The 21,762-nt window shown below is 40.3% G+C and carries 18 protein-coding genes; 16 read left to right on the top strand and 2 right to left on the bottom strand.

Going from position 1 to position 21,762, the window contains the following annotated elements; all coding sequences use genetic code 11:
* Window positions 1-481: 481 nt before the first annotated feature.
* The 13 genes from iolE (at window position 482) to M1D81_RS09350 (ending at window position 16,357) form a co-directional block, all read left to right on the top strand.
* Complete coding sequence (gene iolE, locus M1D81_RS09410; protein WP_456264958.1) at window positions 482-1,375, top strand: myo-inosose-2 dehydratase; 894 nt, start codon at window positions 482-484, stop codon at window positions 1,373-1,375.
* Between the two features lie 20 nt (window positions 1,376-1,395).
* Complete coding sequence (locus M1D81_RS09405; RefSeq protein ID WP_456264959.1) at window positions 1,396-2,811, top strand: sugar porter family MFS transporter; 1,416 nt, start codon at window positions 1,396-1,398, stop codon at window positions 2,809-2,811.
* A 78-nt stretch (window positions 2,812-2,889) separates the two neighbouring features.
* Window positions 2,890-3,759 carry a class II fructose-1,6-bisphosphate aldolase gene (gene fba, locus M1D81_RS09400; protein WP_456264960.1) on the top strand — a complete coding sequence of 290 codons (870 nt, stop codon included), beginning with the start codon at window positions 2,890-2,892 and terminating at the stop codon, window positions 3,757-3,759.
* Between the two features lie 49 nt (window positions 3,760-3,808).
* Entirely contained in the window at window positions 3,809-4,594 is a 786-nt protein-coding gene (locus tag M1D81_RS09395; RefSeq protein ID WP_456264961.1) for a DeoR/GlpR family DNA-binding transcription regulator, read from the top strand.
* Between the two features lie 42 nt (window positions 4,595-4,636).
* On the top strand, window positions 4,637-6,562 hold the full coding sequence (gene iolD, locus M1D81_RS09390; protein WP_456264962.1) for a 3D-(3,5/4)-trihydroxycyclohexane-1,2-dione acylhydrolase (decyclizing): 1,926 nt from the start codon (window positions 4,637-4,639) through the stop codon (window positions 6,560-6,562).
* Window positions 6,563-6,590: 28 nt separating this feature from the next.
* A complete protein-coding gene (gene iolB, locus M1D81_RS09385) occupies window positions 6,591-7,421 on the top strand; it encodes a 5-deoxy-glucuronate isomerase (RefSeq protein WP_456264963.1) in 831 nt (276 codons plus the stop codon).
* The gene (iolC, locus tag M1D81_RS09380; RefSeq protein WP_456264964.1) at window positions 7,421-8,431 is read left to right on the top strand and encodes a 5-dehydro-2-deoxygluconokinase; all 1,011 of its coding nucleotides are present in this window, start codon (window positions 7,421-7,423) and stop codon (window positions 8,429-8,431) included. Before iolB ends, iolC begins: the two co-directional genes overlap by 1 nt.
* Window positions 8,432-8,450: 19 nt before the next feature.
* Window positions 8,451-9,911: a CoA-acylating methylmalonate-semialdehyde dehydrogenase gene (locus tag M1D81_RS09375; RefSeq protein ID WP_456264965.1), complete on the top strand. Its 1,461-nt coding sequence runs from the start codon at window positions 8,451-8,453 to the stop codon at window positions 9,909-9,911.
* Window positions 9,912-9,976: 65 nt separating this feature from the next.
* Window positions 9,977-11,011: a Gfo/Idh/MocA family oxidoreductase gene (locus M1D81_RS09370; protein ID WP_456264966.1), complete on the top strand. Its 1,035-nt coding sequence runs from the start codon at window positions 9,977-9,979 to the stop codon at window positions 11,009-11,011.
* Between the two features lie 253 nt (window positions 11,012-11,264).
* Entirely contained in the window at window positions 11,265-12,803 is a 1,539-nt protein-coding gene (locus M1D81_RS09365) for a glycoside hydrolase family 43 protein (protein WP_034622046.1), read from the top strand.
* Window positions 12,804-12,838: 35 nt separating this feature from the next.
* Window positions 12,839-14,104: a glucuronoxylanase gene (locus tag M1D81_RS09360; RefSeq protein ID WP_456264967.1), complete on the top strand. Its 1,266-nt coding sequence runs from the start codon at window positions 12,839-12,841 to the stop codon at window positions 14,102-14,104.
* 139 nt (window positions 14,105-14,243) lie between these two features.
* The gene (locus M1D81_RS09355; RefSeq protein ID WP_456264968.1) at window positions 14,244-14,951 is read left to right on the top strand and encodes a response regulator transcription factor; all 708 of its coding nucleotides are present in this window, start codon (window positions 14,244-14,246) and stop codon (window positions 14,949-14,951) included.
* Window positions 14,952-14,953: 2 nt separating this feature from the next.
* The gene (locus tag M1D81_RS09350) at window positions 14,954-16,357 is read left to right on the top strand and encodes an ATP-binding protein (protein WP_456264969.1); all 1,404 of its coding nucleotides are present in this window, start codon (window positions 14,954-14,956) and stop codon (window positions 16,355-16,357) included.
* A gap of 58 nt (window positions 16,358-16,415) precedes the next feature.
* Here M1D81_RS09350 and M1D81_RS09345 read toward each other — a convergent pair whose 3' ends face one another.
* The gene (locus M1D81_RS09345; protein ID WP_456264970.1) at window positions 16,416-16,724 is read right to left on the bottom strand and encodes a DUF4870 domain-containing protein; all 309 of its coding nucleotides are present in this window, start codon (window positions 16,722-16,724) and stop codon (window positions 16,416-16,418) included.
* 346 nt (window positions 16,725-17,070) lie between these two features.
* On the opposite strand from M1D81_RS09345, the gene M1D81_RS09340 reads away from it, so the two are divergent.
* From M1D81_RS09340 to M1D81_RS09330, 3 genes are all read left to right on the top strand, one after another.
* A complete protein-coding gene (locus tag M1D81_RS09340) occupies window positions 17,071-17,913 on the top strand; it encodes a PRD domain-containing protein (protein ID WP_456264971.1) in 843 nt (280 codons plus the stop codon).
* A 113-nt stretch (window positions 17,914-18,026) separates the two neighbouring features.
* Window positions 18,027-19,928 carry a beta-glucoside-specific PTS transporter subunit IIABC gene (locus M1D81_RS09335; protein WP_456264972.1) on the top strand — a complete coding sequence of 634 codons (1,902 nt, stop codon included), beginning with the start codon at window positions 18,027-18,029 and terminating at the stop codon, window positions 19,926-19,928.
* Window positions 19,929-19,951: 23 nt separating this feature from the next.
* Window positions 19,952-21,415 carry a glycoside hydrolase family 1 protein gene (locus tag M1D81_RS09330; protein WP_456264973.1) on the top strand — a complete coding sequence of 488 codons (1,464 nt, stop codon included), beginning with the start codon at window positions 19,952-19,954 and terminating at the stop codon, window positions 21,413-21,415.
* A gap of 162 nt (window positions 21,416-21,577) precedes the next feature.
* On the opposite strand, the gene M1D81_RS09325 is transcribed toward M1D81_RS09330, so the two are convergent.
* Complete coding sequence (locus tag M1D81_RS09325) at window positions 21,578-21,712, bottom strand: YdhR family protein (protein WP_456264974.1); 135 nt, start codon at window positions 21,710-21,712, stop codon at window positions 21,578-21,580.
* Between the last annotated feature and the right edge of the window lie 50 nt (window positions 21,713-21,762).

Below are 21,762 nucleotides of genomic sequence, written 5' to 3'. Positions count from 1 at the left end.
CCAATCTATCTTTTTTTAAAAAAATAGTAGTGGGTGAAAATCACAGGAAAAAGAATCAAATGGATGAATTGAAAGTTTGTTGACGCTTTCATCTGTTTTGCAAAAAAAACACACTGTCTTCATAATGAAAGAATCCGAAAAACGAAGGAGTCATTCATTATGAAAACATATGTGAAAAAGTTTATTGAAGAACTAAAAGAATCCATGAAGCATTATGGTGAATCTATCATTAAAATTAAGTCAAATCTATAATAAATGGACAAGAAAAAAAGACCTGATGTGCAAATGCCATCAGGTTTTTTTATACAAAAAATCACAAATAAATAGAAAAAATTCAGAAAAACAATTGACTGAAAGCGCTTTTAATATTATGATTACCTCAAACTTAACCATAAGTTACCCAATTAATTATCACTATATTGGTTAACTCATGATAATTTGATGGAAATAAGGAATGAATAAAAGGAAGGTGACAAACAACGTGTCTAAAGAAGAAATTTTATGGGGCATCGCGCCTATTGGATGGAGGAACGATGACATCCCAGCACTTGGCGCCGAAAACACACTATCTCATTTATTAAGTGATATTTGTGTCGCTGGCTTTGAAGGAACTGAAGCAGGTGGTTTCTTTCCAGAACCAGCTGTCTTGAATAAAGAACTAAACCTTCGCAATTTAAAAATAGCTGGAAAATGGTTTAGCAGTTATATAATCCGAGATGGTTTATCGGCTTCAATACAAGCATTCAAAAAGCATTGTCAGTACTTGCAAGACATTCATGCTAGTGTAGCTGTTGTCTCAGAGCAAACGTATTCCATTCAAAAAGAAAACATCAACATCTATCAACATCAGCCATCTTTCACAGGTGAGGAATGGGCTTTGCTTTTAGAAGGTCTCAATGAATTAGGTCAAATAGCAAACAGTTATCATCTCAAACTAGTCTATCATCATCATCTCGGAACAGGGGTACAAACCTTATCAGATGTCACACGTCTTTTAGCTGGAACAGACCCTCGGTATGTTCACCTTCTATATGATACTGGACATATTTACGTATCAGATGGCGATTATTTATCCTTGCTCAAACTGCATATCGACCGTATCCAGCACGTGCATTTTAAAGATGTGAGAAAAGAAGTGATGGAAAGCTGTCGTCAAAAAGAATTGTCTTTTTCTGAATCTTTCTTAAATGGACTGTTTACAGTACCTGGGGATGGCTGTATCGATTTTAATGAAGTATACCGTTTGTTAATCAGTCATGGCTATAAAGGGTGGATCGTCATTGAAGCTGAACAGAATCCTGCGATTGCCCATCCTTTAGAATATGCATTAAAGGCTCGTCAGTATATTGATGAAAACTTGGCTATTCATTCTTAAAGAGAACAGGAGAAAAGACCATGAACAAAAGTCAACAAACCAATTTAAGATCTATTATCCTAATTTCGACCTTTGGAGGACTTCTTTTTGGTTATGACACTGGTGTATTAAATGGTGCATTACCTTACATGTCTTTACCGAATCAGTTAAATTTAACAGCATTGATGCAAGGGATTGTGACAAGTGCATTATTATTAGGTGCAGCATTAGGTGCAGTCATATGCGGACGTTTATCAGACCGGTTCGGGCGCCGTAAAACTATTTTTTACTTAGCCGCTCTATTCTTTTTTTCTACATTAGGATGTACTGTATCACCAAACGCTGAAGTAATGGTCTTATTCCGATTCTTATTAGGACTTGCAGTTGGAGGAGCTTCAGTCATAGTTCCAGCCTTTTTAGCTGAAATCTCTCCAGCAGAAAAACGCGGAAGAATCGTCACACAAAATGAACTGATGATCGTATCCGGTCAATTACTTGCTTTCATCTGTAATGCATTGATTGGAAATTTATTTGGAGAGAACCCGTATGTATGGCGCATCATGCTACCAATTGCGGCGATTCCAGCCATTATTTTATTCTTCGGTATGCTAAAAGTGCCAGAGAGCCCAAGATGGCTTGTAACAAAGGGGAAAAACAAAGAAGCACTTCAAGTACTTCACCGCATTCGCTCAAAAGGAGCGGCGAAAACGGAGTTGCTCGAAATAGAGAACGCTTACAGGGAAGAAGTGAATTTAGATAAAGCGACTTTAAAAGATTTATCCACGCCTTGGATTAGGCGGCTTGTGTTTATCGGCATAGGAATTGCGGTTGTACAGCAGTTCACAGGGGTGAATTCCATCATGTATTACGGAACAGAAATTTTAAAAGATGCAGGTTTCGAAACGAAGGCAGCTCTAATTGGGAATATCGGGAATGGTGTGATCTCTGTTCTTGCTACATTTGTTGGAATTTGGCTGCTTGGCAAAATAGGACGTCGCCCTATGTTAATTTCAGGCTTGATTGGAACAACCTTCACATTACTGTCTATCGGCATTTGCTCTAATCTTTTTGCAGGAACAGCCTTTCTTCCATATTTGATTTTATTTTTGACGATTACATTCCTTGCATTCCAGCAAGGCGCCATCTCTCCTGTCACTTGGCTCATGCTGTCAGAAATTTTTCCTCTTCGGCTGCGGGGGCTTGGTATGGGGGTGAGTGTATTTTGTCTATGGATGGTGAACTTTTTAATTGGTTTGACGTTCCCAATATTACTTGCTCAGATCGGCCTCTCGATGACTTTCTTCGTTTTTGTCGCTTTCGGAGTCCTGTCTATTTTGTTTGTGGTGAAGTGCTTACCGGAAACAAAAGGGCTGACACTTGAAGAACTAGAAATGAATTTCCGTAAGCACGATCAAACATCCATTGACATCACGACAGATCATCAAACGCTGTCTTAAATAAAAGGGATGAAAACAAAGACCGTGTCGAACCAATTTGATGAAAAAGGAGTTTCAACAGTAAGGAGTGTTCAATAGATGACCGTCATAGATTCAAAGCTCATTTCAATGAAAAGCATACTGCATGAAGCAAAACAAAAACAATATGCAGTAGGACAAATGAATATCAATGGTTTGCAATGGGTGAAAGCCATCTTACTTGCGGCAAAAGAGGAGCGATCTCCTATCATTTTAGCAGCTTCTGACCGGCTCATTGATTATTTGGGCGGCTTTCACACGATTGTAGGCATGGTTGAAGGGTTAATGAAAGATTTGGAGATCCATGTCCCAGTTTCTTTACATTTAGATCATGGCATGACTGTCTCTCGGTGCAAAGCTGCCATTGATGCAGGATTTAGCTCAGTCATGATAGACGGCTCTTCCTATCCTCTTTCACAAAATATTGCCATGACAAAAGAAGTTGTTCATTATGCCTCTAAAAGAGGTGTATCTGTCGAAGCTGAAGTTGGCTCAGTTGGAGGAATGGAAGATGGCTTGATAGGAAATATCATCTATGCTGATCCATACGAATGTGTGCGCCTTGTTAGAGAAACAGGAATTGATGCCTTAGCCGCAGCACTCGGTTCAGTGCATGGCCCTTATCAAGGAGAACCGAAGCTAGGTTTTGATGAGATGAAGCAAATAGCTGAACTCACAGACGTTCCGCTTGTCTTACACGGCGGTTCAGGCATTCCTGTTGATCAGATTCAAAGGGCTATCTCCCTTGGTCATGCAAAAATCAATGTCAACACTGAATGCTTGGAAGCCTGGAATCAAGCTGTCCGAGCTCAACTAACTGAAAACAAAGCAACCAATGATCCACAAACAATTTTAACACCTGGTACAGAAGCCATTAAACAAGCTGTCAAGATGAAAATCCAACAATTTGGATCTAGTCAGCGTGTTTGATCACATCTAGCAGACACTCCCATAGATAAGATGAAAAGGAAGATTAAGCATGATAAAAATGAAAAGAATCCAGCAAATAAAAGAATATGTGATCCAACATCAGTCTGTCTCGTTAGATGATCTTGTCACAACCTTTGGGGTGTCAAAAAATACAATTAGAAGAGACGTTCAAAAGCTCGTTGAAGAAGGACATATCCAAAAAGTTTATGGGGGAGTAGCAGCCAATCATGCAAGGCTTGAATCTTTTTATGACAGACAAACACGAAACCAACTTCAAAAAAGATGGATTGCAAAAGATGCGGCTCGATTAGTAGATGATGGCGATGTCATTTTTATTGACTCTGGGACCACAACATTAGAAATGATTCATTTTATAAAAGAAAAGGAATTAACGGTTGTCACGAACAACTTAGATTTTATTGTACAAGCATTGCCTTACACTCAGCTTCAAGTCATTTCAACTGGCGGCCAATTAGAGCGAAAAACGAAATCATTTTCCAGCCTTACTAATACAAATGATGTACTTCAATACAACTTCGATAAAGTGTTTATGGCCTCAACAGGGGTCTCTATTTCAAATGGAGTAACAAATTCATCGCCAGTAGAAACAAGCATGAAGGAAATGGTCGTCAAAAAAGGTAGAGAAGTGATTCTATTAGTAGATCATACAAAATTCAATAAATATGCGATGTTGACATATTGCCAGCTGGATGAAATTGACTACTTAATCACTGACGATTCTCTGGATACCTCCTATACAACCTTTTTCAAAAAGAATCATATCAAATGGATCGTTGCTCCTTCACAAGATAAAAGTCAGCAAACCTTATCGTGAAGGAACATGTCAAAAATATTTTCAGATAAGGCAGGGAACAAAATGGACACAATCAGATTAACGGTGAGTCAAGCATTGGTCAAATTTTTAAATGCCCAGTACGTTGAATATGACGGTGAAAAAAAGCCTTTTATCAAAGGAATCTTTACTATTTTCGGTCACGGAAATGTGTTGGGGCTCGGTCAAGCCCTTCAAGAAAACCCTGGAAGGCTCGAGGTATATCAAGGAAGAAATGAACAAGGGATGGCACATGCTGCAACGGCTTTCGCAAAACAAAAGCAACGTAAACAAGTAATGGCCTGCACCTCATCCGTTGGGCCTGGCTCTGCCAATATGATCACAGCTGCTGCAACGGCAACAGCGAATCAAATTCCACTTTTGCTTTTCCCAAGTGATGTCTTTGCCACACGACAGCCAGATCCAGCACTTCAGCAGATTGAGCAAACATATGACTTGAGTTTATCGACGAATGATGCCTTTCGGGCTGTGAGTAAATACTGGGACCGGGTTTCAAGACCAGAACAGCTCATGTCCGCACTGATTAACGCCATGCGTGTTTTAACAAATCAAGCAGATACTGGTGCGGTCACAATTTCGCTGCCTCAAGATGTTCAAGGAGAAGCATGGGATTACCCGCTGTCTTTTTTTCAAGAGCGGACGCATTTTTTAGACAGATATGCACCTTCAGCAAGAAGTATTCAAGAAGCAGCGGCACTCATTCGTAAGAAAAAGAAGCCTTTCTTGATTTTAGGCGGAGGGGTGCGTTACTCAGAGGCGGCTGACGAGTTTATCCAATTTGCTGAAACTTTTCATATACCCTTTAGTGAAACACAAGCTGGTAAAAGCTGTGTTGAAAGCAGCCACCCATTAAATGTAGGTGGACTTGGTGTCACTGGCAATAGTGCTGCCAATGAACTCGCTCAGAAGGCTGACCTTATTATTGGTGTCGGCACTAGATTTACAGACTTTACAACATCATCTAAACGGCTATACGCAAACAGTGATGTTTTAACGATCAATCTATCCGATTACCATGCATCTAAATTAGATGCAACAACAGTCATTTCTGATGCGAAGATGGCACTCCTTGCATTAAAGGATGAACTGGCAAACTATCAAACAGGTTATCAAAATGAAATCAAAGAAGCAAAGCAGCGCTGGGCACAAGAATTACATCGGCTTCATCATATTCAATACACTGAAACAGGCTTTACACCTGAAATCAAAAGCCACTTTGATCATGAATTAGATGAATATAAGGAAAAACTTCATACAACGCTACCTCAAACGACTGTACTTGGCTGTTTAAACGAATGTCTTCCATCTGACGCCATTATTACATGTGCTGCAGGCAGTCTCCCAGGAGATTTACAGAGAATGTGGGTGACAAAAGAGCGAAACACATATCACCTTGAATATGGATACTCTTGCATGGGCTACGAAATTGCTTCTGCACTTGGAGTAAAAATGGCTGAACCAACCAAAGAAGTGTATGCCTTAACAGGTGATGGCAGTTATTTAATGCTGCATAGCGAACTTGTCACAAGCATTCAAGAGGGCTATAAAATGAATATCATTCTTTTTGACAACTCCGGTTTTGGCTGTATTAATAATTTGCAAATGGGCCATGGAATGGACAGTTTCGCGACTGAATTTCGAAAAAGAAACAAGAAAACAGGACAGCTTGATGGAGAGATTATGAGAATCAATTTTGCACAATCAGCAAAAGGTTATGGAGCAAAAACATATGAAGTTCATACACTCGATGAATTGAAATCTGCGGTTGAAGATGCTAAAAAGCAGACGGTCAGTACCCTGATTGATGTGAAGGTACTTCCAAAAACTATGACAGTAGGTTACGGTGACTCATGGTGGAACGTAGGTATCTCAGAAATCTCTGATAAAGAACAGATCAAAAAAGAATATGAAGAAAAACAGCAAAAATTAAAACAAGCAAGACAATATTAAGAAAAGCTACATGAAAGGTGTGTGCATAATGGCTGATTTAATTGTACCGAAACAAAAAAGAGACAAAGAGGGAAAGGTGCTGAGCATCACACCTCAATCAGCAGGCTGGATCTATATTGGTTTTGAGGTGTACACATTGGCAAAAGGTGAAAACCTTCGTAAAAAAACAGGTGAAAATGAGGTGTGCATTGTCATTTTATCAGGGAAACTTCATCTCCAAACGAAAGAAAAGACATGGAAAGAAATTGGCAAACGAATGAATGTTTTTGAGAAAACACCTCCTTTCTCCATTTATATACCAAACGATGATCATTACGAAATTGAAGCCATAACAGATATTGAGATCGCCGTTTGTAGTGCACCTGGAAAAGGCACATATCCAGCTCGTCTGATTCTTCCTGAACAAGTAGAGGTTGAACATAGAGGTGCAGGTAATATTGCAAGACAAGTTCACAACATTTTACCCGAACATGAACCAGCTGACCACCTGCTTGTTGTGGAAGTATTTACACCGGAAGGAAACTGGTCGAGCTATCCGCCGCATAAACATGATCAAGATAATTTACCGCACGAATCTTATTTAGAAGAAACGTATTATCACAAAGTAAACCCAGAACAAGGTTTTGTTTTACAAAGAGTATATACAGATGATCTTTCACTAGATGAGACAATGGCTGTAAGAGATAGTTCCGCCGTTCTTGTACCAAAAGGATATCACCCTGTGTCAGCACCACCTGGCTATGAAATCTATTATTTGAATGTCATGGCAGGTCCAGTGAGAACTTGGAAGTTTCATAACAATGCTGAACATGAATGGGTGATGAAAAACAAATTGAGTATGAAAAGGGAGGGGCGCTGATGCTAGACTTAACATTTAAACAAGATCGGCAGCTTGATGTTATTGCAATGGGTAGATTATGTATTGATTTAAATGCGAACGAACTGAATCGGCCGATGGAAGAGACGATGACTTTCACAAAATACGTCGGGGGGTCTCCAGCCAACATTGCCATTGGTTTAGCAAGGCTCGGTATGAAATCTGGATTCATTGGAAAAGTCGCTAACGATCAGATGGGACGTTTTGCAACAAGCTACTTGGAAAAGAACAACATCAATACAGACGGCATTGTCATAGATCAAACTGGTGCTGTCATGGGTCTTGCTTTTACTGAAATTAAGAGTCCCGAAGAATGCAGTATTTTAATGTACCGAGACAATGTAGCAGATTTAAAAATCGATGTCCAAGAAGTATCTGAACAATATATCAAAAAGGCGAAAGCCTTACTCATCTCAGGCACTGCGCTAGCAAAAAGCCCGTCAAGAGAAGCAGTATTTGCGGCACTTGATTATGCACGTAAGCATCACGTAACTGTCTTCTTTGACCTGGATTATCGTCCATACACTTGGCAAACCGAGCAAGAAACAGCGATTTATTACAATTTAGCTGCTGAAAAATCAGACGTGATCATCGGCACAAGAGAAGAGTTTGATATGATGGAAAAACTCATAGCAGATGGACCGTCAAATGATGAATCGACCGCCAAAAAATGGTTTTCACACCATGCCAAAATCGTTGTTATTAAACATGGGGGTGATGGTTCCATCGCTTATACGCAGGATGGACAGTCATATCGAGGCGGCATCTTTAAAACAAAGGTCCTCAAAACATTTGGAGCGGGTGATTCATATGCTTCAGCCTTTATTTATGGACTGATGAACAACATGTCCATTGAAGAAGCTATGCGTTTTGGAAGCGCTTCTGCCTCCATCGTAATTTCTAAGCATAGTTCATCAGATGCCATGCCCACAGTTAAAGAAATCAAAGACTTGATGAACAAAACAAAAGTTGAACAAACACAACCAATTTAATCGTAGAGGAGAGAATACCATGGCTAAAACAACTGTCAAAACATTAAAAAATTATATTGGAGGAGAATGGGTAAATGCTGAAACAAGTCAAACTGAACCCGTTTATAATCCAGCAACAGGGAAAATCATTGCAGAAGTTCCCCTATCAACAAAAGGAGATGTAGAACGAGCAGTTCAAGCAGCTAAAGAAGCGTTCACCAGCTGGTCGAAAACCCCTGTACCAAGACGTGCACGTATTCTCTTTAAATATCAGCAATTATTAGTCGAAAAATGGGAGGAATTAGCCGAACTGGTTACGCTCGAAAATGGAAAAAGCTTAACTGAAGCACGCGGAGAAGTACAGCGAGGCATTGAATGCGTCGAATTCGCAGCCGGTGCCCCAACTTTAATGATGGGAAAACAGCTGCCAGATATTGCGACTGGACTTGAATCAGGCATGTACCGCTATCCTATTGGCGTCATTGGCGGCATTACGCCATTTAACTTTCCAATGATGGTTCCTTGCTGGATGTTCCCGCTTGCCATTGCCTGCGGAAATACATTTGTCTTAAAACCTTCAGAACGTACCCCAGTTCTTGCGGCACGGTTAGCAGAGCTGTTTGAAGAAGCGGGTCTTCCAAAAGGTGTTCTTAACATAGTCAATGGGGCTCACGATGTCGTTAACGGCCTGCTTGAACATCAAAACGTCAAAGCTATTTCATTTGTCGGCTCTCAGCCAGTCGCAGAATATGTCTATAAAAAAGGAACAGAGCATGGCAAACGTGTCCAAGCACTTGCAGGGGCTAAAAATCACTCTATTGTCCTAAAAGACGCAGATATAGATGCGGCCGTCAAACAAATTGCCGGCGCTGCCTTTGGCTCTGCTGGAGAAAGATGTATGGCTGCAGCTGTTGTCACAGTAGAAGAAGACATCGCTGACGAGCTCATTCAAAAATTAATCGCTGAATCCAATCAAATGGTCATTGGAAATGGCATGAACGAAGATGTTTTCCTCGGCCCGGTCATTCGGGAAAGTCACAAAGAACGAACGCTTCAATATATTCAATCAGGTATTGAAGAAGGAGCGAGTCTCATTCGTGATGGCCGCAAAGATCGTGAAACAGAAGGAGAAGGATACTTTATCGGACCGACTATTTTTGATCATGTAACAAAAGAAATGAAAATTTGGCAGGACGAAATTTTCGCTCCAGTTTTATCCATTGTTCGCGTTTCATCGCTTGCTGATGCTATTGAAATTGCCAATGAGTCTAAATTTGCAAACGGTGCCTGCCTTTACACTGACAGTGCATCAAGTGTGAGGGAATTCCGCGAGAATATTGATGCAGGCATGTTAGGTATTAATGTCGGCGTTCCAGCACCAATGGCATTTTTCCCATTCTCAGGTTGGAAAGATTCATTCTATGGCGACCTGCACGCAAATGGCACGGACGGTGTTGAATTTTATACTAGAAAGAAAATGGTCACCGCTCGTTATATGTAATACAACATACTCCTATCAACTTCAAAACAGCTGTGCGAAAAAGCACAATAACAGGAGGTAACAAGATGGAATTAAAGATTGGTGTTATTGGTATAGGTGCCATTGGTCAAGATCATATGAAACGAATTACAAATACGCTGTCTAAAGGAAGAGTGGTGGCTGTTACTGATGTAAACAGACAGCAGGCGAAAGCCATCGTAGATGCATTCAGCCTTGATGCACGTATTTATGAGGATGGCCATCAACTCATTCAATCAGATGAGGTAGATGCCGTTATCGTCACATCATGGGGGCCGACACATGAAGAATATGTGTTAGCTGCTATTGAAGCTAATAAACCTGTTTTTTGTGAAAAACCACTTGCAACCACAGCAGAAGGCTGCATTCGTATAGTCGAGGCTGAAATGAAGAAAGGGAAATTACTCGTACAGGTTGGATATATGCGCCGGTACGATTCGGGATATCGCGCTTTAAAACAAGTACTGGATGAAGGACAAGTAGGTGAACCATTAATAATTCATGCTGCACATAGAAACCAAACCGTCCCTGACACATATACAGGAGATATGTCAATTGTCGATACATTCATTCATGAAATCGATGTCCACCGCTGGTTACTAAATGATGAATACGTATCCGTACAAGTCATTGCACCTAAAAAAACGCAGCAAGCGGCTGAGCACTTACAAGATCCTTTATTAGTGATCATGAAAACGCAGCAAGGAACCATCATCAATGGCGAAATATTCGTTCATTGTCAGTACGGCTATGACATTCAGTGTCAAATTGTCGGTGAAAAAGGGATTGCAAGTCTTCCTGATCCTGCCAGTGTCGTTTTGCATAGTCAGGCAACACGATCTACAAATATCTTAACAGACTGGCAGCATCGATTTAAAGCAGCCTATGACGAAGAATTGCAGGATTGGATCAATTCCTCCTTAAAAGGAGAAGTAAATGGACCTACTGCTTGGGATGGATATGTAGCTGCCGTAACAGCAGATGCTTGTCTTAAAGCAAAGGCAACTGGTAAGACAACACCAATCCATCTCCAAGAACGTCCAGCCTTTTATCATCAATCATTTGTTCCTGAAAAAGTATAATCAATTCAAAAGAAGAGGCTGCTGAAAGCAGTCTCTTTTTTCATTACCAAAAAGAAAAAATGCAGCTCCATCATCGGAGACTGCATTTTTGTTGTCTTCTAGTCAAAAAGTAAGGGTTTTCATCATGATTACAGCAAGGATTTGCACTAGAAATCATTCTTTCTATTCATTCTTCATCAGTACCTATCAACATATTTTGAAATTGGGCCTAAACCCCAATATTAGGAAGATGAAAACAGGAGGAAATGAAACGATGAGGACGAGGATGAAGTGCGGCGTTGGTTTATTGATTTTTGCTTTGGTACTGAGCTTTTTACCGGTATATGATGCGAGTGCGGCAAGCACAACAATTGCAAAACGTGTTGGAAATGCAAACCCGCTCATAGACCACCATTTAGGCGCTGATCCGTTTGCGCTCACCTATAACGGAAGAGTGTACATTTATATGTCGAGTGATGACTATGAATATCACAGCAACGGAACGATTAAAGATAATTCTTTTGCCAATTTGAATAGGGTCTTCGTCATCTCTTCAGCAGATATGGTGAACTGGACAGATCATGGCGCGATTCCAGTAGCCGGGGCTAATGGGGCAAATGGCGGCAAAGGGATTGCTAAATGGGCAGGTGCTTCCTGGGCTCCATCAGCGGCGGTGAAAAAAATCAATGGGAAAGATAAATTTTTCCTTTATTTCGCGAACAGCGGCGGAGGAATTGGTGTTCTGACAGCAGATTCCCCAATCGGCCCATGGACAGATCCTATCGGAAAAGCGCTCGTCACGCCAAATACACCAGGAATGTCCGGGGTTGTATGGCTGTTTGATCCAGCCGTTTTTGTAGATGATGACGGCACTGGGTATTTATATGCCGGCGGAGGCGTACCAGGCGGTTCTAATCCAACTCAGGGACAATGGGCAAATCCTAAAACAGCAAGAGTCTTAAAACTAGGGCCTGATATGACAAGTGTTGTGGGCAGCGCCTCGACCATTGATGCTCCTTTTATGTTTGAAGACTCAGGGATGCATAAGTATAACGGAACCTATTACTATTCCTATTGCATCAACTTTGGCGGCTCCCACCCAGCAGATAAACCACCTGGTGAGATCGGATATATGACGAGCTCAAGTCCGATGGGTCCCTTTACGTATAGAGGGCACTTCCTGAAAAATCCGGGTGCATTTTTCGGTGGAGGCGGTAACAACCATCATGCTGTGTTCAATTTTAAAAACGAGTGGTATGTCGTGTATCATACCCAAACGGTCAGCTCTGCCTTATACGGGGCAGGAAAAGGCTACAGATCTCCGCATATTAACAAGCTTGTGCATAATGCTGACGGCTCCCTTCGAGAGGTTGCAGCCAATTTTGAAGGGGTCAAACAGCTTTCCAACCTGAATCCTTATCAGCGGGTAGAAGCTGAAACATTTGCTTGGAATGGACGCATTTTAACAGAGGCCTCCTCAGCTCCAGGCGGACCGGTCAATAACCAGCATGTCACAAACATTCAAAATGGAGATTGGGTGGCTGCCAGTAACGTCGATTTCGGATCAAACGGCGCAAGAACATTTAAAGCGAATGTAGCATCAAATGCAGGCGGAAAAATAGAAGTACGCCTCGGAAGCCCTGACGGCAGACTCGTCGGGACACTAAATGTCCCTTCCACAGGCGGAACAAACAATTGGCGAGAAGTAGAAACGACAGTAAACGGAGCAGCTGGCGTGCACAACGTATTTTTTGTCTTTACTGGAACAGGTTCAAACCTATTTCAGTTTGATTCCTGGCGGTTTACTCAATAACAAAGGATGACAAAATGATAGGAGAGTGGAAAAATTTGATGTCAATGATTAAAAAACCAATCTGTACTTTATTGATCTGCTTCACCATGCTGTCTGTCATGTTCATCGGACCTGGCGTCACTGAAGTTTCAGCAGCAGATGCCAATATTAATATCAATGCAGAAAGACAAGTGATTCGCGGCTTTGGCGGAATGAACCACCCGGCTTGGATTGGTGATTTGACCGCACCTCAAAGGGAAACCGCTTTTGGCAATGGGCAGAATCAATTAGGGTTTTCCATTCTAAGAATTTTTGTAGATGAGAACAGAAATAATTGGCACAGAGAGGTCGCCACAGCTAAAAGAGCAATAGAGCATGGAGCTTTAGTGATCGCTTCACCTTGGAATCCTCCAAGCCATATGGTCGAGACTTTCAACCGTAATGGTACAACTGCAAAGCGCCTGAGATACAATCAATACGCTGCATATGCTCAGCATCTGAACGATTTTGTGACGTATATGAAAAATAATGGCGTCAATCTCTATGCGATATCAGTACAAAACGAGCCCGATTATGCACATGAATGGACATGGTGGACTCCTCAGGAAATTCTGCGTTTCATGAGAGAAAATGCCGGCTCCATTAATGCCCGCGTGATTGCGCCAGAATCCTTTCAATACCTTAAAAATATATCAGATCCTATCTTAAATGATCCGCAGGCGCTTGGAAATATGGACATTCTCGGAGCCCATTTGTATGGAACCCAAATCAGCCAGCTTCCGTATCCTCTGTTCAAACAAAAAGGAGGGGGGAAGGAGCTTTGGATGACAGAGGTCTACTACCCGAATAGCGATAACAATTCAGCCGACCGCTGGCCTGAGGCATTAGGGGTTTCAGAGCATATTCATCACTCGATGGTAGAAGGGGACTTTCAGGCATATGTTTGGTGGTACATCCGCAGATCCTACGGCCCTATGAAGGAAGATGGCCTGATCAGTAAACGCGGTTACAACATGGCGCATTTCTCCAAGTTTGTACGCCCGGGATACGTCAGAATTGATGCAACGAAAAGTCCTGAATCAAATGTTTTCGTATCTGCCTACAAAGGAAACAATCAGGTCGTCATTGTCGCAATTAACAAAAACAATTCAGGAGTCAATCAGCACTTTGTGATGCAAAATGGAACTGCTTCGCAAGCATCAAGATGGATTACGAGCAGCAACAGCAACCTTCAGCCCGGTACAGACTTAAATATATCAGGTAATCAATTTTGGGCTCATCTCCCGGCTCAAAGTGTGACAACATTTGTAGTCAAACGCTAGAATCAATTGAATTACCAAAAGCCAATTTTCTCATTTCAAAAGAAAATTGGCTTTTTTTATGCAGATAGGAAGTTGATTTTTCACTATGTACTTACATTGGGTATAATAATGGCAATGACTTCAGGAGAGTGATCAATGTATGCCAAAGCATCAAAGCAAAGTATTAATGATCGATGACGAAAAAGAAATTTTGGAATTAATCAACACAGTATTAACAAGAGAAGGTATAGATTGTGTCATAACAGCTTCAACTGCACGTGATGGGCTCACGAAATTTCATCAAGAACAACCCGATCTTGTCATACTTGATATTATGCTGCCAGACGGTGAAGGCTATGATATTTGCAGACAAATCAGAGAGACCTCCCATGTTCCGATTATCTTTTTATCAGCAAAGGGAGAGGAATCAGACAAAATTGTAGGACTTGCCATCGGCGGGGATGATTACATTACAAAACCGTTCAGCCCAAAGGAAGTCGCCTACCGGGTGAAAGCGCAGCTGAGACGGCTCTCATACTTGCAGTCATCTCAAGCCGATCCCGTGATCAAAAAAGGGCCGTTTGAGTTAAACGAGCAGCAAGCAGAACTGACGAAAAATGGCGCAGTCATTGAGCTTACGCCGAAAGAACTTCTGCTGATGACCTACTTCATGCAGCACCCGAACCGCATCATCAGTAAAGAAACGCTTTATCAAACCGTTTGGGGGGAAGAATTCTTCGGTTCTGACAATACGGTGATGGTTCATATCCGAAGACTTCGGGAAAAAATAGAAAATTCCCCGTCAACACCAGAGTTTCTCGTCACCGTCAAAGGGCTTGGCTATAAATTTGTTGTAAAGGATGCGTAAGGATGAAATGGCGATTAACAGGCAGGTATATGGTTTCTGTCATTATCGTGACCATAATCACGGTCTTTATCAACTTATTCGTATTTATGATTTGGCTCGTACTTCAGGCAAACAGCCAGCATAACGAGGAAAATACGCCCGAAACCTTCACAAGATCATTTGAACAATACGTCTCTTTTTCTGATCAAGGAATCACCGTAAACAAAGAAGGACAGAAAGCCTTAAAACAACAGAATGCATGGATTCAAATTTTAGACGAAAATGGACAAGACGTGTATCATGCGCAGGCACCTAAAGGATTAAAGAACAAATATACACCGATTGACATCGTGAACTTACATAAATATAAAGATAAGCAATTATTATCGACCATTTATGCAGGCGAAAAAAAAGTAAAGGGCAAAGAATACAGTTACTTTATCGGATTTAAAGATCCTTCCATCGGAAAATACCTATTCTCGTTTGACACGAAGGATTTAGTAACAAGATTCAATATCGGGACGATGATTTTATTATCAATTGATGCCATCATAGCTTTACTCATTGGTTACTTATTCAGCCGGCAGCTCACAAAACCGCTCGGCCGTGCCATTCATAGCATCCAGCGGCTGGCAAACGGAGATTACACGATTCATCTGCCTGCTAAAGGAATTTATAAAGATGTCTTCTATAATGTCAATCACTTATCAGAGCAGCTCGCTTCAAGCAAAAAAGAAAAAGACAAACTAGAGCAAATGCGGGAAGAATGGATCAGCCATATTTCTCATGATATTAAAACGCCGCTCGCTTCTATTCAAGGCTATGCAGAAATCATGAAAGACCCAAAGTATCCTCTTTCAAAGCAAGACATCAGACATTACGCGGGCATCATTGAGAATAAATCATTGTATATCAAAGATGTTATGGAGGATCTGAATTTAACGACAAGGCTGAAAAATAACGGCGTCATGCTCAATAAAGAGCTGGTCAACATCGTGTCACTGCTGCGGGAAACGTTAATTGATATTTTAAACGATTCAAGATATGCGGATCAGACGATTGAGCTTCAAACGAATGAAGACAAGCTCATGCTGAATATTGATAAAATCCTCATTCGTAGAGCGGTTACCAATCTGATTTTAAATGCCCTCGTTCACAATGATCCTGATGTGACGATCATTGTACAGCTTGAACAAAAAGAAAAAACCCATATCACGATTAAAGACAACGGCAGTGGAATAGAAGAGGCAGAGCTTGAAAAAGTGTTTGACCGCTATTACAGAGGGACGAATACAGGAGTTTCACATGCTGGCTCTGGTCTTGGGATGGCCATTGCAAAGGATATTATCGTCAAGCACGGCGGAGACATCACGATCCGCAGCAGTGTAGGAAAAGGAACAACAATTGATATCCAACTACCAGCATAAAAATAGACAAAAAAAACGGTTCTGATCAACAACAGAACCGTTTTTTTTCACCTATTATTTATTCTGAAAACACTTTGATGCCTTTCACAATGTTCCAAATGAAGAAGTAGATGGCAATAAGAAATGTCACTGCATATGTCGCAATTAAGAAAGGCCCCGCATGGCTGATATCTTTCATACCAAGTAAACCTGAACCAAGAATGCCAACACCAAAAATCAAATAAGGTATGACATGCGTCCATAATGATTTTTTCGCATGGTATTTCACTTCGTCCTGACCTAAGAAATAGACGATAATTGGGAACAAAAATGGTGCGAAAAAGATACTGAAGTAACATAATGATGACAAGACTTTATTTTCTCTCAAAACGTTTCACCTCTATGATTTATTAACTACTACAAACACATTGTACTACCTCAACCTTAACCTGTATTAATCTGAACCTTACAGCAACCTTAAAAATGTTTACCTGTTAAAATAATTTATAAACGACATACTATAATATAGGTATTTAAATCTATTTTACCGAAAAAAGTAGTTGACTTTGGTTTATCCTGTGTTTACAATAAAGTCGTAACCGATGCAGGAGTGTTACTGATATCATCAGGCACCACCAAGTCAGGTAAACATGTTGTACATTTGTACGTTGTTTGCTGAGATTTTGGTGTTTTTTTTATGCTTTTTTAGCAGTTTTAGGTAAGGTGGGATGAAGATGTTCACCGTCGTTAAAGTTTTAAACAATAATATCGTATTAGCTCTAACAGACACTCAAAATGAAGTAGTTGTTTTTGGTACAGGAATAGGCTTTAAGAAGAAAAAGGGTGATACACTTGATGAGAGCGCTGTCAGTAAGACATTTTATTCTGATCAGACGTCTCCATTAGAATCTCAACTTACCGCTATCCCAACTGATATTCTTTTATTAACTGAAAAAATCATTCATATGGGCGAAGAGATGTTGAATAAAAAATTAGGTTCTAGCATGCTGTTTTCGCTATCTGATCATCTTACCTTTTCTATTCAAAGACATCAAGAAAAAATGGAATATGAAAACCCGATTGTATGGGAAATTCCACATCTATATTTTCAAGAATATCAAATTGGGAAAAAAGCACTTAAAATTATTCAAAAAATGATGGGGATTACTTTTCATGATACAGAGGCTTCACTTATTGCCCTTCATTTTGTAAACGCTCAAATAGATGGTCAGTCTATGGGAGATACGATCAAAATGACCCATCTCACGAAGGAAATCGTTAAGATTATTCAAAACATTTTCGAGATGGTATTAGATAAATCATCGATAGATTATTCGAGGTTTATCACTCATTTGAGATATTTTATTGTCAGACAAGAAACAAATCAACCGCCGCAGCAAATGGATGATTCATTAAAAGAATTAATTCAGGATCGTTATATGAAGAGCTATGCATGCGGTTTAATTATTAAAGAAATGTTAAAGCGGGAATTCAACTGGAATGTCACGGAAGACGAACTTGTTTTTCTAGTCATCCATATTGAAAGAATTACAAAGAAACATCAACAAAATAAATGATCTCATTTAGGCGTGTTATGAAAAAGCATTAACCTAAACAAATCTCCATTTAGTAGTCTTTCTAATGGTGGATTTTGTTTAGGTTTTTTTTGTGAAAATGAAGGGGTGAAGACATGGGAAACAAAGAATTGGCGCAAGAAATTATCAAATTAATCGGTGGAACCGGCAATATATCTCAAAGCTGGCATTGTATTACGAGGCTGAGATTTAATATCAACGATGAAAAACAGGTGAAAGTAGATGAACTGAAAACAGTAGACGGTGTGCTGGGAGCGCAATTCCAAAGCGGACAATTCCAAGTCATTATTGGAGCAAAGGTTGCAGAAGTCTATGAGGAAATCGACCATCTGATTGGAGAGAGCAGCAATGATTCTACTCCTGCTAAAAATACGTCAAAAATGAATCCAATCGAAGTCGTATTCGATGTCATTAGCGGGATTTTCACACCGATTTTGCCGGCGATTGTTGGTAGTGGATTGATAAAAGGGATCATGGCTTTGTTCGTTAGTTTAGGCTGGATGACGGAAAAAAGCTCTACCTATGCTGTACTTCAAATCTTTTCAAATGCTGTCTTTTACTTTTTACCTTTCCTCATTGCGTATTCTGCAGCGAAGAAATTTAAAACACGAGAATCTCTTGCGATGGCACTCGCTGGGATTTTATTGTATCCGGCAATGGTGGAAGGTGCAGCAAAAGGGGCAGATCCACTTAGTTTTTTAGGATTGAGTATTCCATTAAATAATTATACTTCTTCTGTCTTACCGATTATTTTAGGAGTGCTGCTCCTTAGCTTTATTGATAAGTGGATAACGAAAGTGATTCCAAAATCCTTAAGCATCGTGTTTACACCGGTACTGAGCTTAATGATCACGGCGCCTCTTACACTAGCTTTCATAGCGCCTATTGGAAACGTTTTCGGTCAGTATTTAGAGATCTTTTTCACTTCTTTATTCCATTTTGCTGGGCCGATTGCAGGTTTATTAATGGGAGGCCTCATGCCTTTAATTGTGCTAACTGGGATGCATTACGCATTCTTCCCAAGCACGTTTGCCAGCTTTGAAAAAGTTGGTTACGATATCATGCTGCTTCCGATGAACTTTATTGCCAATATGGCACAAGCAGGCGCCGTTTTAGGGGTCATCATTCGCACAAAACGAGTAGAAACAAGGTCTTTGGCGTTATCAACATTGCTTCCGAGTTTCTTTGGAATTACAGAACCAGCCATTTATGGAGTAACACTGAGATTGAAAAAGCCTTTCTATGCTTCATTAATAGGCGGCGCAGTTGGCGGATGTTTTTATGGTTTATTTTCAGTCAAAACGACAGCATTTTCAATTCCAGGTATTACATCTCTGCCAACCTATATTATGAAAGGCACAAATAATTTCCAGCTGGCTTTAATTGGAATAGCGCTGAGCTTTTTGGTCTCACTGCTTGCTACTATGTTTCTTGGCTTCAAGGAACCTGCCACAAAGGATGAAGGTCAGCCGGAAAAACAGGAAAAGCCATCTAAAAATCCAGAAAATGCAGTCAATCAACAAGCTGCCCGGCAAGTAAATCCTTATGAAGTACAAGCACCTATAACTGGTAAAGTCGTTCCTTTATCTGACGTAAAAGATGCCGTCTTTTCAAGCGAAATGATGGGCAAGGGAGTAGCGATTATGCCTGATAAGGGGGTGGTACAAGCACCATTTTCCGGAAAAGTAGTGACCGTTACACCTACTAAACATGCAATAGGTTTGGTGTCAAATGATGGGGTTGAATTATTAATACATGTAGGGATTGATACCGTCAGCCTAAATGGTCAATTCTTTGAGGGATTGGTGGAAGAAGGAGATGAAATCAAGATCGGGGATCATTTATTATCATTTGATATAGAAGGAATTCAATCAAAAGGATTAGATGTCGTGACACCTATGATCGTCACTAATTCCTCGAAATACCTGGATGTTATCTATACAGGTGACTCTTATGTCAACGCAGGAGAAAATAAACTCTTAATGCTTATTCATTAATCATAATAGAAGGGATGATTGAAATGAAAGAATTAAAAAAAGGATTTTCAGATAATTTTCTATGGGGTGGCGCAACCGCTGCCAATCAAATAGAGGGTGCCTATTTAGAAGGCGGAAAAGGGCTGTCAACTTCAGACTTCGCTGCATATAAAGATCCTTATGCACAAGGAAAAGTGAACAACTTTACATTCGATGTGAGTTCAGCTGAACTAAACAAGTACAAGGAAAGTCCTGATGCATTTGATTTCCCAAAAAGACGCGGAATTGATTTTTATCATCGTTATGAAGAAGATATTGCACTATTTGCAGAAATGGGATTTAAAGTATTTCGTTTGTCTATCTCATGGGCAAGAATCTTTCCAACAGGCTTAGAGGACAAGCCGAATGAAGAAGGATTGGCTTTTTACGATAAAGTATTTGATGAATGTGCGAAATATGGAATTGAACCGCTAGTAACGATGTCTCATTATGAAATGCCGATTACTTTAACAGAAAAATATAATGGATGGATGAGTAGAGAGCTTGTCCCATTGTTCGAAAAATACGCACGTGCGATTTTAGAAAGATATAAAAACAAAGTGAAATATTGGATTACGTTTAATGAAATGAATATGAACCTCAACAGCCTTTATACAGGTGCTGGAATTTTAGAGGATCTAGTAGACCATAAATTACAGGCTGCTTACCAAGCATCTCATCATCAATTTGTGGCAAGTGCCTTAACAGTGAAGGCTGCGAAGGAAATCATTCCAGATGTCCAAATTGGCTGTATGATTAACCAGATTGAAGCCTATGCAAAAACAACAAAACCAGAGGATCAGCTGCAGGCAGTCAAATCGAATCAATTGAATATGTTCTATCCTGATGTTCAAGCTAGAGGCGAATATCCAACATACATGGTGAAATACTTTGCTGATAATCAAATCAAACTGGATATTGAAGAGCAGGATGAACAAATTTTAAAAGAGGGCACTGTTGACTTTGTTGCGATCAGCTATTATATGTCCCACGTAGCAGAAGCACGTGAAGATGCCGCTGAACTAGCGGGTACGTTTGACAGTCCGATTAAAAACGAACACTTGGAATTATCACAATGGGATTGGCCGATCGATCCAATGGGTCTGCGCATTTCATTAATTAAACTGTACGACAGATACCAAAAGCCTTTATTTGTTTGTGAAAATGGACTGGGGGCAAGGGATACATTGACACAAGACGAAAAAGTACACGATGATTATCGAATTGATTATTTGAAAAAACATATTGAACAGATGAAAGAAGCCGTAAAAGAAGGTGTTGACTTAATGGGGTACACACCTTGGGGCTGCATTGACTTAATCAGCTGCGGAACATCTCAAATGACTAAACGCTATGGTTTGATCTATGTGGATCAAGACGACCTAGGAAATGGTACACTGAATCGTTACCGCAAAGACTCATTCTTCTGGTACAAAAATGTAATCGCATCAAATGGAGAAAACCTATAAAAACAAAATGAATAATGTAAAACACCATCTCAGGGCGCCTTAACCGGCTGTATGCGATGGTGTTTTGTTTTTTACGAAAAAGGAGTAACGGCGGAGTATGACTAGAGGAGACTTGCCAAACACTATGAAGAACACAACATTTTACCAAAAGAATAGATGTCATTACAAAATTGTGGGCATCATTTTCCATATGAATTCTTCTTCATTCATACTTTTCGCTAAATCAGAAAACTCTTTTGCCATTTCAACACCGAAAGGGCCCTTCATTTTAAAATCCACCTGTAATAAGTATGCCATCGTCATTCTCCTTATGTTGAAGTTGTAAAATAGAGTTCCCCGAGCACTTC

Source organism: Bacillus sp. JZ105, assembly GCF_053903125.1.
Note: the sequence above shows the minus strand (reverse complement) of the source record. Positions and strands in the feature narration are given on the sequence as shown.